At 26.6% G+C, this 16,350-nt stretch carries 13 protein-coding genes; 10 read left to right on the top strand and 3 right to left on the bottom strand.

Features of this window, described 5'->3' with window-relative positions; all coding sequences use genetic code 11:
* Positions 1–31: 31 nt before the first annotated feature.
* Both FQV33_RS02830 and ndhC read right to left on the bottom strand, forming a co-directional pair.
* Positions 32–706 (bottom strand): NuoB/complex I 20 kDa subunit family protein, encoded by a 675-nt coding sequence (locus tag FQV33_RS02830; protein ID WP_158348547.1) that lies wholly within the window; start codon positions 704–706, stop codon positions 32–34.
* 47 nt (positions 707–753) lie between these two features.
* Positions 754–1,137, bottom strand: a complete 384-nt coding sequence (gene ndhC, locus FQV33_RS02825; RefSeq protein ID WP_158348418.1) for an NADH-quinone oxidoreductase subunit A — start codon at positions 1,135–1,137, stop codon at positions 754–756.
* 331 nt (positions 1,138–1,468) lie between these two features.
* Here ndhC and dnaK point away from each other — a divergent pair, with 331 nt between their 5' ends.
* A complete protein-coding gene (dnaK, locus tag FQV33_RS02820) occupies positions 1,469–3,385 on the top strand; it encodes a molecular chaperone DnaK (RefSeq protein ID WP_158348416.1) in 1,917 nt (638 codons plus the stop codon).
* Positions 3,386–3,482: 97 nt separating this feature from the next.
* Positions 3,483–4,619 (top strand): molecular chaperone DnaJ, encoded by a 1,137-nt coding sequence (dnaJ, locus tag FQV33_RS02815; RefSeq protein WP_158348414.1) that lies wholly within the window; start codon positions 3,483–3,485, stop codon positions 4,617–4,619.
* A gap of 62 nt (positions 4,620–4,681) precedes the next feature.
* Here dnaJ and rpsT read toward each other — a convergent pair whose 3' ends face one another.
* Entirely contained in the window at positions 4,682–4,945 is a 264-nt protein-coding gene (gene rpsT, locus FQV33_RS02810) for a 30S ribosomal protein S20 (protein ID WP_158348412.1), read from the bottom strand.
* 168 nt (positions 4,946–5,113) lie between these two features.
* Between rpsT and ribF the strand changes: the two genes are divergently transcribed.
* From ribF to folA, 8 genes are all read left to right on the top strand, one after another.
* Positions 5,114–6,067: a bifunctional riboflavin kinase/FAD synthetase gene (gene ribF, locus FQV33_RS02805; RefSeq protein WP_158348410.1), complete on the top strand. Its 954-nt coding sequence runs from the start codon at positions 5,114–5,116 to the stop codon at positions 6,065–6,067.
* Between the two features lie 4 nt (positions 6,068–6,071).
* Complete coding sequence (ileS, locus tag FQV33_RS02800; protein WP_158348545.1) at positions 6,072–8,885, top strand: isoleucine--tRNA ligase; 2,814 nt, start codon at positions 6,072–6,074, stop codon at positions 8,883–8,885.
* Positions 8,882–9,340: a signal peptidase II gene (lspA, locus tag FQV33_RS02795; protein ID WP_158348408.1), complete on the top strand. Its 459-nt coding sequence runs from the start codon at positions 8,882–8,884 to the stop codon at positions 9,338–9,340. Before ileS ends, lspA begins: the two co-directional genes overlap by 4 nt.
* A 70-nt stretch (positions 9,341–9,410) precedes the next feature.
* A complete protein-coding gene (gene ispH / locus FQV33_RS02790) occupies positions 9,411–10,370 on the top strand; it encodes a 4-hydroxy-3-methylbut-2-enyl diphosphate reductase (RefSeq protein WP_158348406.1) in 960 nt (319 codons plus the stop codon).
* Positions 10,363–11,181: a 4-hydroxy-tetrahydrodipicolinate reductase gene (gene dapB / locus FQV33_RS02785; protein WP_158348404.1), complete on the top strand. Its 819-nt coding sequence runs from the start codon at positions 10,363–10,365 to the stop codon at positions 11,179–11,181. The genes ispH and dapB overlap by 8 nt, the downstream gene beginning before the upstream one ends.
* 189 nt (positions 11,182–11,370) lie before the next feature.
* Positions 11,371–12,522, top strand: a complete 1,152-nt coding sequence (gene carA / locus FQV33_RS02780) for a glutamine-hydrolyzing carbamoyl-phosphate synthase small subunit (protein WP_158348402.1) — start codon at positions 11,371–11,373, stop codon at positions 12,520–12,522.
* Positions 12,523–12,535: 13 nt separating this feature from the next.
* Positions 12,536–15,766 carry a carbamoyl-phosphate synthase large subunit gene (gene carB, locus FQV33_RS02775; RefSeq protein WP_158348400.1) on the top strand — a complete coding sequence of 1,077 codons (3,231 nt, stop codon included), beginning with the start codon at positions 12,536–12,538 and terminating at the stop codon, positions 15,764–15,766.
* Positions 15,767–15,846: 80 nt separating this feature from the next.
* On the top strand, positions 15,847–16,344 hold the full coding sequence (folA, locus tag FQV33_RS02770) for a type 3 dihydrofolate reductase (protein WP_158348398.1): 498 nt from the start codon (positions 15,847–15,849) through the stop codon (positions 16,342–16,344).
* The last annotated feature ends 6 nt before the right edge of the window (positions 16,345–16,350 follow it).

Genomic DNA, 16,350 nt, shown 5'->3' with positions numbered 1-16,350 from the left:
CTTTAAATAAGATATTATTTTTCATAAAAAATTAAATTTTTTCTGCTGTTGGAAGGTTAACAATTGAAATTCTTTTGCTTCTTTTTTTTTCTTTTTCTGATAATAATTGTTTTCTATATATACCTTGCTCGCCAACAACCCAAGACAATGGTCTTCTTTCTTCATGAATTGAATTTTGAAGAAGTCTTAAAGCATGTATATATGCTTCGGGCCTAGGTGGACAACCAGGAATATAAATATCTACTGGTAAAAATTTATCTACCCCTTGAACAACAGAATAAATATCATACATTCCACCTGAATTAGCACATGCACCCATGGAAATAACCCATTTAGGTTCTAACATTTGATCATATAATCTTTGAATAATAGGAGCCATTTTAACAAATGGTGTACCTGCAATTACCATGACATCAGCTTGTCTTGGAGAAGCTCTTAAGACTTCAGATCCAAAACGAGCTACATCATGTACAGAAGTAAAAGCAGTCACCATTTCCACATAACAACAAGATAACCCAAAATTATAAGGCCAAAGAGAATTTTTTCGACCCCAATTAACTAACTTATGAAGTAACTGATGAACTTTTCCTATAAAAATATTTTTTTTTAAATAACTTTCTACAGGATCTTCAACAAGATTAGTTTCTTCTTTTGGATATTTTTTATTAGAATGTTTTGTTTCTGCTCGAGTCAAAGTATAATGCATTTTACGTTTCATTAAATTATATCCTAAATATAATGAATTTAAATATTTTATTTATGTACCCAATTTAATGCTTTAATGCGAATTAAATAAAATAATGACAATAAAAGAAACAAAATAAAAATAAAAGCTTCAATAAACCCTTTCCAAGCAGTTTCAATTATACTAACAGACCATACATACAGATAAAGAGATTCAACATCAAATATTACAAAAAACATGGCAACCAAATAAAACTTAATAGAAAAATGCAAAGAAGTATCTCCAACTGGATCAATACCTGATTCAAAAGGAGTATGTTTGTATCTTGATAATGATTTTCCTCCTAAAACTGAACTTGCAAATAACATAAAAAAACAAAAAATCAATGAAACAGAAATAAAACATAAAAAAGACAAACATTCGCCGATATCAAATGTATTTAATACAAACATAAAATCACCTCAAAATCCATTTTACACAAATAAAGTAAATAAATATTATAAATATTTTATAATTTTATTTTTTTTAAATGAATAAAAAATTTAATATACATGAAAAATATAAAATAATAAATTATGTTTCGTAAGGAAAGTTATATTCTATTTAAACCAATTTAAAAATTCATTTTTTTTAGACTTAGACCTTGATGACTAAAAAAAAGACCCCATCTAATAATCAAAACACTGATAGATAATTATGAAATACAATCCTATGTTGCTAATCAAAGCCAAAAAAATAGCTACATAAGGGTTGAAAACCCAATTTTTTAAAAAGGAGAATACAATGGGTAAAATTATTGGTATTGACTTGGGAACAACCAACTCTTGTGTTGCTATTATGGATGGCAATAAACCTCGTGTTTTGGAGAATGCAGAAGGAGATCGTACTACACCTTCAATTATTGCATATACTCAAGAAGGCGAAGTTTTAGTGGGCCAACCTGCTAAACGTCAAGCTATCACAAATCCGAAAAATACTTTATTTGCTATAAAACGTTTAATTGGTAGAAAATTTAAAGATGAAGAAGTTCAGCGTGATATAAAAATCATGCCATATAATATAATTAATTCTGAGAATGGAGATGCTTGGATTGATGTAAAAAGAAAAAAAATGGCTCCTCCTCAAATTTCTGCTGAAGTTTTAAAAAAAATGAAAAAAACTGCAGAAGATTATTTAGGAGAATCAATAAAAGAAGCAGTTATTACAGTACCTGCTTATTTTAATGATGCTCAACGACAAGCAACTAAAGATGCAGGTAGAATCGCTGGTTTAGAAGTAAAAAGAATTATAAATGAACCAACAGCTGCGGCACTTGCATATGGTTTAGATAAAGGCCAAGGGAACCGGACTATAGCTGTTTATGACTTAGGTGGGGGGACTTTCGATATATCAATTATTGAAATAGATGATGTGGACAAAGAAAAAACATTTGAAGTACTTGCAACAAATGGAGACACCCATCTTGGAGGTGAAGATTTTGATAGTAGGTTGATTAATTATTTAGTAAATGAATTTAAAAAAGAACAAGGTATTGATTTACGAAACGATTCGTTAGCTATGCAACGCTTAAAAGAATCTGCAGAAAAAGCTAAAATTGAACTATCATCAGCACAACAAACAGATGTAAATTTACCATATATTACTGCAGACTCTAACGGTCCAAAACATTTAAATATTAAAGTAACCCGTTCAAAACTCGAATCTTTAGTTGAAGATTTAGTATTAAGATCAATTGAACCACTTAAAGTAGCACTAAAAGATGCAGGATTATCAATTTCAGACATTAATGATATAATATTAGTAGGTGGTCAAACAAGAATGCCTATGGTTCAATCTAAAGTAGCAGATTTTTTTGGAAAAGAACCTAGAAAAGATGTAAATCCAGATGAAGCAGTTGCAGTTGGAGCAGCAGTCCAAGGAGGAGTTCTTTCAGGTGATGTTAAAGATGTTTTATTACTCGATGTCACTCCATTATCATTGGGAATTGAAACTATGGGTGGTATAATGACTGCACTTATTAGTAAAAATACTACAATTCCTACTAAACATAGCCAAGTTTTTTCAACAGCAGAAGATAATCAATCAGCAGTAACAATACATGTACTACAAGGTGAAAGAAAAAGATCATTAGATAATAAGTCCTTAGGACAATTTAATTTAGATGGAATCGAACCTGCTCCTAGAGGAACAGCACAAATCGAAGTAACATTCGACATTGATTCTGATGGAATTTTACATGTTTCAGCAAAAGATAAAAAAACAGGAAAAGAACAAAAAATTACAATTAAAGCTTCTTCTGGACTAAATGAATCAGAAATTAAAAAAATGATAAATGATGCAGAAGCAAATTCCGAAGCAGATCGTAAATTTGAAGAATTAATTCAAATACGAAATCAAGGTGATCAATTAATTCATAGTACAAAAAAACAACTAGATGAAAATAAAACAAAAATTGAAATTCAAGATCAAGAACAAATAAAATCAGCTTTAAATGATTTAGAACAATCATTAAAGGGAGAAAATAAGTCTGAAATTGAAAAAAATATACAAAATCTTTTAAAAATTTCATCTAAACTAACAGAAGTTCATCAAAAAACAACAGAAAATGATCTCAAAAACGAAAATAAATCTGCTTCATCAAAACAAGATGAAAATGTTGTAGATGCAGAGTTTGAAGAAATAAAGGATCCTAAAAAATAATTATTCAATTAAAAACAGTTATAATAGCCTGAAAACTAGCACGGGCGTAGAATTTTTCTACGCCCGTGTAATTATTTTAAAAGTAGGAAGAGTAATAATGGGAAAAAAAGATTACTATCAAATTTTAGGAGTCTCAAAATCAGCTGAAGAACGTGAGATTAAAAAAGCTTATAAAAGACTAGCAATGAAATATCATCCTGATAGAAATCAAGGTGATAAAAATGCTGAAAATACATTTAAAGAAATTAAAGAAGCTTATGAAATTTTGATCAATGAAGAAAAAAGAAATGCATATGATCAATATGGACATGCAGCTTTTGAAAACGGTCATAATCAAAATACTACTTACAGCACTTTTACTAATTCTACAGATTTTGGTGATATTTTTGGAGATGTTTTTGGTGATATTTTTGGAGGCAATAGAAATCAAAGAGTAAAAAAAGGTGCTGACTTATGTTATAACATGGAAGTTTCTTTAGAAGAAGCAGTAAAGGGAACAACAAAAGAAATACGAATTCCTGCATTTCAAAAATGTCAAATTTGTTATGGAACTGGAGCTAAAAAAGGTACCAAACCTCGAAATTGTTCCACTTGTCAAGGTAGAGGTCAAATTCACATAAGAAAAGGATTTTTTACAGTCCAGCAATCTTGCCATGTATGTAATGAAAAAGGAACTGTAATTAAAGACCCATGTCGTACTTGTCAAGGTCAAGGAAGAATTAAAACCAATAAAACATTATCAGTAAAAATTCCACCTGGTGTTGATACCAATAATCGCATTCGACTAAATAATGAAGGAGAAGCTGGAACAAACGGTGCTCCATCAGGAGATCTTTATGTTCAAATTAAGGTCAATAAACATCCTATATTTGAACGCGAAGAAAATAATCTTTATTGTGAAGTTCCAATAAATTTTACTATGGCTGCATTGGGAGGTGAAATTGAAGTTCCTACACTAGATGGACGAGTTAAATTAAAAATACCATCTGAAACACAATCAGGAAAGCTTTTTCGTATTCGAGGAAGGGGTGTAAAATCTGTACAAAATAGAAATCAAGGTGACTTATTATGCCGAGTCGTAGTAGAAACACCAATTAATCTTAATGAACAACAAAAATACCTTTTAAATGAACTAGAAAAAAGTTTTAATGGATTTAGAGGTGAAAAAAATACACCTCGTTCAAAAAGATTTTTTGATGGAGTAAAAAGATTTTTCGATGATTTAACAAAATAAAATATTATAAAGTATTGCTTCTTAATAAAATTAGAGGCAATACTATTATAAAAAATCTAATTTTAATTTAATTTTTTAATTTGTAATGATAAAATAGATTTATGTCGTGATGCTTTGTTCTTATGTATTAAACCTTTAGTTGCATATTTATCAATAATAGGTTGCATATTTTTAAAAGCATCTTCTGCGTTTTTTTTATCCCCAGAACAAATAGCTAAACGAACTTTTTTTATAAAAGTTCGAACTTTTGAACGTTGACTCGTATTGTTTTTACGACGTTGTTCTGATGCTATAGAATCTTTTTTAGATGATTTAATATTTGCCAATTTTAACTCCTTAAAATTATATTATTTATTAAACATAATACAAGAAATAATACAAATTAATAAATTATATTGATATTATATATCAAAAAATTATTAAACAGTTATTATATAAATATAAATTCTATGATAAATTTTATGATATATTTATTTAATCAGGTTAATTCAATCATGAGGATTATACGAGGTATTCATAATCTAAAAAAAATAAATTCTAATTCAGTTGTAAGTATTGGAAATTTTGATGGAGTACATTTAGGTCATCAAAAATTAATTTCCACAGTATATAATATAGGTAAAGAAAATAATTTACCAACAATAATAATTTTATTTGAACCCCAACCATTAGAATTTTTTAATAATCAAAACCCTCCTAAAAGAATTACAAAATTTCGTGAAAAAATAAAGTATATTCAATTATATAAAATTGATATTGTTTTATGTATTCAATTTAATAGCTTTTTTTCAAATCTTAGTGCAGAAGAATTTATTATACAAATATTAATTAACAAATTAAATGTAAAATTTATTATAATTGGACAAGACTTTAAATTTGGAGCTAAAAGAAACGGAAATATTCCACTTTTAAAAAAAATTAGTAAAAAATACAAATTTAATGTTATTGCAGTTAAATCATTATATAAAAATAATATTAAAATTAGCAGCACTAATATTAGAAAATATTTATTAGAAAATAATATTAAATTAGCTCAACTATTACTTGGTAGACCATTTAGTATTATTGGTCGTGTTGTTTACGGCAATCAAATAGGAAGAACGTTAGGTTATCCAACGGCTAATATAAAATTATATAATAATATTCCTATAAATAATGGAGTATATGCAGTTAAGATTAATTATAAAAAAAAATATTTAGGGATATGCAACATAGGAATAAAACCTAGTTATATTCATATACCAAAAAATAAAATTCTTGAAGTTCATATATTTAATACAAATATTAATTTATATAACAAAAAAATAGAAATTTTAATATATAAAAAAATAAGAAACGAATATTTTTTTTCATCAACACAAAAATTAAAAAACCAGATTGCCAAAGATATTAAAGCTGTTACAAAATATTTTGATATCTTTGATGATGAACTTAAAAATAAAAGATAAAATTATGCATGATTATAAAAAAACTTTAAACTTACCTAAAACAAAATTTTCTATGCGAGCTAATTTAACTCAAAAAGAACCGCAAATATTAAAAAATTGGTATGAAAACGATATTTATCAAAAAATTAGAAAAAATAAAGAAAAGAAAAAAATTTTTTTTCTGCATGACGGACCTCCATATGCAAATGGAAATATTCATATTGGACACGCAGTTAATAAAATCTTAAAAGATATAATAATTAAATCAAAAAATTTATCTGGCTTTGATGCTCCATATATACCGTCATGGGATTGTCATGGATTACCTATCGAACAAAAAGTTGAAGAAAAACTAGGAATATATACAAAAACAATAAAAACTTCAAAATTTCAAGAAAAATGTAGAAAATATGCAAAAAATCAAGTAAAAAAACAAAAACAAGACTTCATTAGATTAGGAGTGATTGGAGATTGGGAAAATGCTCATCTTACAATGGATTATAAAAATGAAGCAAATATAATAAAAACACTTTATAAAATTATTGAAAAACAACACTTATACAGAGATTTTAAACCCATACACTGGTGTTTAAAATGCGAATCATCTTTATCTGATGCAGAAATTGAATACTTTGATAAAAAATCAGATGCAATTTTTGTTGCGATTAAAAGTAATGATAAAAAGTTAAAAAAAATATTTAATGCTTATATACTAAATAATAAAGAAACATATTTACCTATTTGGACTACTACTCCGTGGACACTTCCATCAAGCAAAGCTATTACAGTGCATCCGGATTTTCAATATGATTTAATTGAAACTGAAATATATAATTTAATTCTAGCTAAAGAACTCGTAAAAAACACACTAGATAGTTTAAAAATAAAAAATTGGAAGCATTTAATTTCGATTCAAGGAAAGCAATTAGAAGGAATAAAATTTTTTCACCCATTTTTAAAAAATATTTCATTACCTGTAATATTAGGAAAACATGTAACTCTTGATACAGGTACAGGAGCCGTTCATACATCACCAGATCATGGACAAGATGATTATACTGTTTGTCAAAAATATAATATAAATACAATAAATTTAATTGATTATAAAGGTGATTTTAAAAAAAATACACATCCAAATTTAGACGGCATTAATGTTTTTAAATCCAACGAAATAGTCATTCAATTATTAATTGATCATCATTGTTTATTACATCGTGAATCTTTAAATCATAGTTATCCACATTGTTGGAGACATAAAACTCCTATTATATTTCGAGCTACTCCACAATGGTTTATTGATATGAATAAAAATAATTTTCGTTTTAATACTATTAAAGAAATTCAAAAAGTTTTATGGATTCCAAAATGGGGAAAATTTAGAATAAAAGAAATGATAAAAAAAAGACCTGATTGGTGTATTTCAAGACAAAGAAAATGGGGTGTTCCAATGTCTATTTTCATACATAAAAAAACAGGTAAAATACATCCTCAAAACTCTGTAATAATTAAAAAAATAATTAAAAAAATTGAATTAGAAGGTATTAAAGTATGGTGGAATATTAATTTAAAAGAAATATTAGGTGAAGAATACGATCTATATGATCAAACTTTTGATATATTAGATGTTTGGTTTGATTCAGGAAGTACTCATACTTCAATACAATATAAAAATAAAAAAAATAAAAAAAATTATGCAGATATGTTTCTAGAAGGTTCTGATCAGCATAGAGGTTGGTTTATGTCGTCATTGATGATATCAATGCTAATTAACCAAAAAGCACCTTATTCAGAAGTTTTAACACATGGATTTGTAGTCGATGGAAAAGGACAAAAAATGTCTAAATCGATAGGTAATACTATTAGTCCTAACGATATAATTAACACATTAGGTGCAGATGTTTTAAGACTTTGGGTTGCTTCTTCAAATTACTCTAATGATATTTCTATTTCTAACGAAATTTTAAAAAGAACATCAGATGTTTATAGAAGAATAAGAAATACAGCACGTTTTATGCTAGCGAATATCAATGATTTTCATCCAGATGAAAATATTATTCCCAAAGAAAAAATGATTCATTTAGATCAGTGGGCTGTTTCTCATGCGAAAATAGTACAAGAAGAAATTATTCAGCTTTATGATAAGTATAATTTTCATGGAGTAATACAACGATTAATGCATTTTTGTTCTATTGAAATGGGTTCTTTTTATCTTGATATTATCAAAGATAGACAATATACTCTACAAAAAAACAGTTTAGAACGAAGAAGTTGTCAAACAGCAATATATTATATAATACATGCACTAGTTAGATGGATATCACCTATATTATCATTCACTGCTAATGAAATATGGAATTATTTACCTGGAAAAAATTCAGACTACGTATTTACAGAAGAATGGTCTAATGAATTATTTGAATTAAATACTGATACTAAATTTAATCACCAATTTTGGAATGAATTAATATCAATTAAAAGTGAAATAAATAAATTTGTAGAAGAAGAAATAAAAAATAAAAACATAAATAATTCATTGGAAGCTTCTATTACATTATATGTGACACATGAAATAAAAGAAAAATTAAATGTTTTAGGAAACGAATTAAAATTTATATTTTTAACATCTCATGTTTTAGTAAAAAATTATGACACAGCACCAATAAATACAAAAAAAAGTGTTTCATTTTCTAAATTTAAAATGTCGTTAAAAAAAAGTAAAGAAAAAAAATGTAAAAGATGTTGGCATTATAATATTCCTATTAACTATAATAATGATGAAATTTGTACGCGTTGCATTTCTAACACTCAAGGAAATGGTGAAAAACGAATTTTTATATGAAAAAAATATATCAAAAATATATTTTAATCGTAATAGTTGTCTTAATAATAGATATTTTTTCTAAATATTGGATTTTTAATCATTTAGATTTATATGAAACAAAAAAAATTTTATCAGTACTAAATTTATTCCATGTACATAATTATGGTGTAGCTTTTAGTGCTCTATCAAGTAAAACATTATGGAATAGATTTTTTTTATCAATATTAAGTATAATTATTATATTATTAATATTTAAAGAAATTTTAAAATCAAAAAAAAGTCATAAAAAATTAGCTTTTTACTTTATTATTTCAGGAGCTATAGGAAATTTAACAGATCGTATTTACTATGGGTTTGTTATAGACTTTATTGATATACATATTAATAACTGGCATTTTGCAACATTTAATATATCTGATTGTAGTATTTTTATTGGAATAGTTATATATATAAAAAATAAATATAAAATTTAAAAATAAATCGATTATTTTTAATAATAACCTATGTTCCTTTAATAAAAATATTTTCTGGAGATTTTTATAAGTGGATGTTTTATTAGCAAATCCAAGAGGTTTTTGTGCAGGTGTTAAAAGGGCTATTTTAATAGTTGAAAACGCTTTAAAGATTTATAAAAGAACTATCTATGTTAAACATGAATTAGTACATAATCAATATGTTATAAAAAAATTACGTAAAAAAGGAGTAATTTTTGTTGAAAAAATTTCAGATATTCCAGATAATTCAATAGTAGTTTTTTCTGCTCATGGCGTTTCAAAAAAAACGAAAGAAAAAGCTATAAAAAAAAAATTAATTATTTTAAATGCAACTTGTCCATTAGTTACCAAAGTACATAAAGAAGTTTCAAAAGCAAGTGAAAAAAGTATAGAAACTATTCTTATTGGCCACAAAGGACACCCTGAAGTCATTGGAACACTAGGTCAATATAATAATGAAAATAGTAAGATACATCTTATTGAATCAATAGAAGATATAAATAAACTACCAATTAAAAAAAACAATACAAAATTAAATTTTTTCACACAAACAACATTATCTATTAAATATACTCAATCTATTATTAAATCTTTGAAAAAAAAATTTCCATATATTTCTGGACCAAAAAAAGAAGATATATGTTATGCAACAACTAACCGACAAAATGCAGTGGTTAAATTATCAAACATAACTGATATGATACTTGTAATAGGTTCTAAAAATTCTTCTAATTCTAATCGTCTTGCTGAATTAGGAAGAGAAACTGGAGTGTTTACTAAACAAATTGAATCATTTTCAGATATTAAAGAAAAATGGATAAAAAATATAAAATATATCGGCATTACAGCAGGTGCATCTGCACCAGAATTTTTAGTAAAACAAGTCGTTGAATATTTGCAAAAAATGGGTGCTAAAAAACCAAAAGAAATGTTAGGAACTAAAGAAAAAATAATTTTTAATATACCTAGATATTTAACACTTCCATCACATTTAAAAAACTATGAATAGAAAAATAACTCGTATTGCAATTACCGGAGCTTTAGGCCGAATGGGACAAATGTTAGTTAAGGAAATACAAAAGAACAAAAAAACTTGCTTAACTACAGCAGTAGTAAAAAAAAATCATCCATTAATTGATCATGATATTGGAGAAACAATTGGAATAGGAAAAATAGGAATACTTATTAAAGATACTTTAGATATAAAAAAAAATGACTTTGATGTTTTAATTGATTTTACACATCCCATTGCAACACTAGAATATTTAAAATATTGTAATATATTTAAAAAAAAAATAATTATTGGTACAACTGGATTCTCAGATTCAGAAATACAAACAATCAACTTATATTCAAAAAATATTGCTCTTTTAATATCATCAAATTTTAGTATAGGAATAAATTTACTTTGTCAATTAGTAGAGCAAACAACTCGAATTTTAGGGGATAATTCTGATATTGATATAATAGATTTTCATCACCGTAATAAAATTGATATTCCATCAGGAACTGCATTAACTATTGGCGAAAGTATATCAAAAGTCATGAAATGGGATTTAAATAAAAATTCATTATATTATCAAAAAGGACTCACAAAAATTAGAGAATTAAAAAAAATTGGATTCTCTAGTATAAGATCAGGAAATATTATTGGAAAACATTCAGTAATTTTTACAAATTCTGAAGAAGAAATTAATATTACTCATACTGCTTTTAATAGAAAATCTTTTGCTAAAGGTGCTATTCAATCAGCTCTTTGGATTATTCTAAAAGAAAAAGGATTATTTAATATGAAAGATTTTTTAAAAAATATGTTTTAAATTTTTTATTATAAACAGTGAATATACGAATTTTATATTCTTTAAAAAAATTTTTTTAAAAAAACTAAGATACATAAAATATTTATTACGATAATAGACAAAAATATTAATTTTAGTTAAAATCAATATTTAATTTTTCAAAATATTTTAATTATTATTTATAAAATTTACTCAATATTAAAAAATTTTTTGGAGGGTGTTTTGGGCCAATCAGCAGTATTAGTTTTAGAAGATGGCACTAGATTTCATGGACGTTCTATTGGAGCTACAGGAACAACTGTCGGAGAAGTTGTTTTTAACACATCAATAACTGGATACCAAGAAATAATCACTGATCCTTCTTACTCACATCAAATAGTTACACTAACACATCCTCATATTGGAAATATTGGAACAAACAAAAATGACGAAGAATCATCTAAAATTCACATAAGAGGTTTAATTATTCGAGATATGTCTCCAATATCTAGTAATTATCGTAGTGAAAAAAGTTTTTCTTCTTATTTAAAAGAAAACAATATTATTGCAATATCTGATATCGATACAAGAAAATTAACACGTATTTTACGCACAAAAGGATCTCAAAATGGATGTATTATAGAAGATAAAAAAGAAAACTACATTATAGCACATAAAAACGCAAAAAATTGTTTAAGTTTGCAAGGATTAGATTTAGCCAAAAAAGTAACTACTAAAGTCGTTTATAATTGGAATGAAAGAACATATATTATTAACAAAAAAAAACTATATTCTGAAAAAAAATTTCGATTTCATATTATTGTATATGATTTCGGTATTAAACGAAATATTTTACGTATGTTAGTAGATCGAGGGTGTTATTTAACTATAGTACCTGCTACAACGAATGCAAAAACAGTATTAGATTTAGCTCCTGATGGAATTTTCTTATCTAATGGTCCAGGTGATCCAAGACCATGTCAATATGCTATTAAATCTATTCAAAATTTCTTAAAAATTAATATTCCAATATTTGGAATATGTTTAGGACATCAACTACTTGCATTGGCTAGTGGAGCTGATATCATTAAAATGAAATTTGGTCATCATGGTGGAAATCATCCAGTTAAAGAACTAAAAACAAACCGTGTAATTATTACTTCACAAAATCATAGTTTTACTGTTGATACAAAACATATGCCAAATAATATTTCTATAACACATACTTCTCTTTTTGATGGTACAGTACAAGGATTACGTTTAACTGATAAACTAGCTTTTAGCTTTCAAGGACATCCAGAAGCAAGTCCAGGACCACATGATGCTTCGTATTTATTTGATTATTTTATAAAATTACTCAATCAAACAAAATTCAGTAATTAATTAGGAAAAAAAAATGCCTAAATCTACTGATATAAAATCCATTTTAATTCTTGGTGCAGGTCCTATCGTAATCGGACAAGCATGTGAATTTGATTATTCGGGTGCACAAGCATGTAAAGCGCTGCATGAAGAAGGTTATAAAATCATTCTTGTTAATTCTAATCCTGCTACTATTATGACTGATCCATATATGGCAGATGCTACATATATTGAACCTATTCATTGGAAAATAGTAGAAAAAATTATTATTAAAGAACGTCCGGATGCATTACTTCCAACAATGGGTGGTCAAACAGCACTTAATTGCGCATTGGAACTAAATAAAAGAGGAATACTAAAAAAATTTAATGTTAAAATTATAGGTGCAACTATCAATGCAATTAAGAAAGCAGAAGATAGAAAATTATTTGAACTTTCAATGAAAAAACTTAATTTAAAAACTGCAAAATGCGGTATTGCACACAACATTAAAGAAGCATTATTAGTATTAAAAAATGTAGGTTTTCCATGTATTATTAGACCTTCTTTTACTATGGGTGGAAATGGTGGAGGAATAGCTTATAATCAAGAAGAATTCGAAGAAATTTGTGAACGAGGATTAAAATTATCTCCTACTACTGAATTATTAATTGATGAATCTTTAATTGGTTGGAAAGAATATGAAATGGAAGTTGTACGAGATAAAAATAATAATTGTATTATTGTTTGTTCAATTGAAAATTTAGACCCCATGGGAATTCATACAGGAGATTCAATTACTGTAGCTCCAGCACAAACTTTAACTGATAAAGAATATCAGATTATGAGAAATGCATCTATGGCAATATTGCAAGAAATTGGAGTGGAAACTGGAGGGTCTAACGTACAATTTGCTATTAATCCAAAAAACGGTCGTATGATAGTTATTGAAATGAATCCTCGAGTTTCTCGTTCTTCTGCACTGGCATCTAAAGCTACAGGGTTTCCCATTGCAAAAATAGCTGCAAAATTAGCAGTAGGGTATACATTAGATGAACTTGCTAATGATATTACAGGAATTAATACAACAGCATCCTTTGAACCATCAATAGATTATATAGTTACTAAAATTCCAAGATTTAATTTTGAAAAATTTTTAGGATGCAACGATAGATTGACAACTCAAATGAAATCTGTCGGAGAAGTCATGGCAATAGGAAGAACATTTCAAGAATCAATACAAAAAGCAATTCGAGGATTAGAAATTGGAGTATGTGGTTTTAATTCTAAAATATCTCAATTAGATCCACAATGTTTAATAAAAGTTAGACATGAGTTAAAAGAAGCTGGTGCAGATAGAATTTGGTATATCGGTGATGCATTTAGATTAGGAATGTCCATAAAAGATGTATTTGAATTAACATCAATTGATCCTTGGTTTCTTGTACAAATTCAAGAAATAATTCTTTTAGAAGAAAAAATTAAAAAAAATGGATTTATTGGATTAAATTATAAATTTTTATATTTTATTAAAAGAAAAGGTTTTTCAGATTTACGTATAGCAATGTTAACTAATAAAAAAGAACATGATATACGTAATCTTCGATATGAATTAAATTTACATCCTGTTTATAAAAGAATTGATACATGTTCAGCAGAATTTTCTACTGAAACAGCATATATGTATTCCACTTGGGAAGATGAATGTGAAGCTAATCCAACTAAGAATAATAAAAAAATTATTATAATAGGAGGTGGACCTAATAGAATCGGACAAGGAATAGAATTTGATTATTGTTGTGTACACGCTGCACAAGCATTAAGAGAAGATGGTTTTGAAGCAATTATGATTAATTGTAACCCGGAAACAGTATCTACAGATTATGATATATCTGATCGACTTTACTTTGAACCAATTACATTAGAAAATGTTTTAGAAATAGTTAAAATTGAAAAACCTAATGGTGTCATTATTCAATACGGTGGACAAACACCATTAAAATTAGCACGAGCATTTGAAAAAGAAGGAATACCAATTATTGGTACACAACCAGATGCTATTGATAAAGCAGAAGATCGCAATCGCTTTCAAAAAATTGTAACAAAATTAAATTTAAAACAACCGTTAAATGCTACTGTTTTAACTTTAAAAGAAGCTCATCAAAAAGCACTACAAATTGGTTATCCTATTATGGTTAGACCATCTTATGTTCTAGGTGGTAGAGCAATGGAAATTGTTTATGAACCATCTGAATTAGACAACTATTTTAAAATAATGTTAAAAAACAAAAAAACTACTCCAGTTCTATTAGATCAATATTTAAATTATGCAATAGAAGTAGATGTAGATGCTATCTGTGATGGAAAAACAGTTTTAATTGGAGGTATAATGGAACATATTGAACAAGCTGGAGTGCATTCTGGAGATTCTGCCTGTTCTTTACCAGCATATACCTTAACAAAAAAAATTCAAGATAAAATTAGAAAGCAAGTAAAAAAACTAGCATTTGAATTATCTGTAAGAGGATTAATGAATGTTCAATTTGCAATCAAAAAAAATGAAATATACATTATTGAAGTAAACCCAAGAGCCGCACGAACAGTTCCATTTGTATCAAAAGCAACAGGATTAGCATTAGCAAAAATCTCCGTACGTGTTATGTATGGTAAAACATTGGAAGAACAAGGATTTACAAAAGAAATTATTCCATCATTCTTTTCAGTAAAAGAAGCAGTTCTACCTTTTGATAAATTTCAAGGTGTAGATCCTATATTAGGACCAGAAATGCGCTCTACAGGAGAAGTAATGGGTATTGGAAAAAATTTTTCGGAAGCATTTTCTAAAGCAATGCTCGGCGCTCATACCAATATGAAAAAATCAGGTCGTGTGTTACTTTCAGTAAGAGATGATGATAAAAAAAGAATTATAAATTTAGCTGTAAAATTACAAAAATTTGGCTTTTTAATTGACGCGACGAAAGGTACATCTATAGCTTTAAAAAAAGCTGGAATTATTTCTAGACTAGTTAACAAAGTATATGAAGGTAGACCTCATATCCAAGATCGTTTAAAAAATGGAGAATATGCATATATTGTAAATACAACATCTTGTCATCAAGGTGTAAAAGATGCAAAACTAATTTGTCGAAGTGCTTTACAATATAAAGTACACTATGATACCACCATTAATGGTGCATTTGCTACTGTTATGGCATTAAATGAAGATCCAACAAAAAATATTACATCATTACAAGACATACATAAACAAATAAATTTAAATCATTAAATTTATTTTTAACAACTAAACTCTTTTTTATAAATATGTTGTAAAACATATTTATAACTCTTAAAAAAAAATTATAAAATATGAAAATTAGTTTAATTGCAGCGCTTTCTAATAATTTTGTTATTGGAAATAAAAATAAAATCCCTTGGCATCTCCCAGAAGATTTAAAATGGTTTAAAAAAAATACAATACATAAGAATATTATTATGGGACGTTTAACTTATGAATCTATTATCAATTCTTTACCTATGCGAACTAATATAGTAATTAGTCGAAAAAAAATTGTCAAAAAAAATATTATATGGGCAGATTCAATTAATAATGCTATAGTGTCTACTATATATTCAAAATACAAAGAAAATCAAGAAATAATGGTAATTGGAGGATCTGAAATATATAAACAAATGCTATTTTATGCTAATAAGTTATATTTAACTCATGTAAATTGTAATATTATTGGAGATTCTTATTTTCCAAAATATACATTATATAAAAATTGGAAAAAAATCTTTGAAAGAAAAATTTTTAAAGATAGCAAACATTCTTATGATTTTTATTTTGAAATATTAGAAAGATAACGCTTA

The sequence above is a fragment of the Buchnera aphidicola (Aphis fabae) genome (assembly GCF_009069125.1).
Lineage (GTDB): Bacteria > Pseudomonadota > Gammaproteobacteria > Enterobacterales > Enterobacteriaceae > Buchnera > Buchnera aphidicola_BB.
This window is presented reverse-complemented; position numbering and strand designations above follow the sequence as displayed.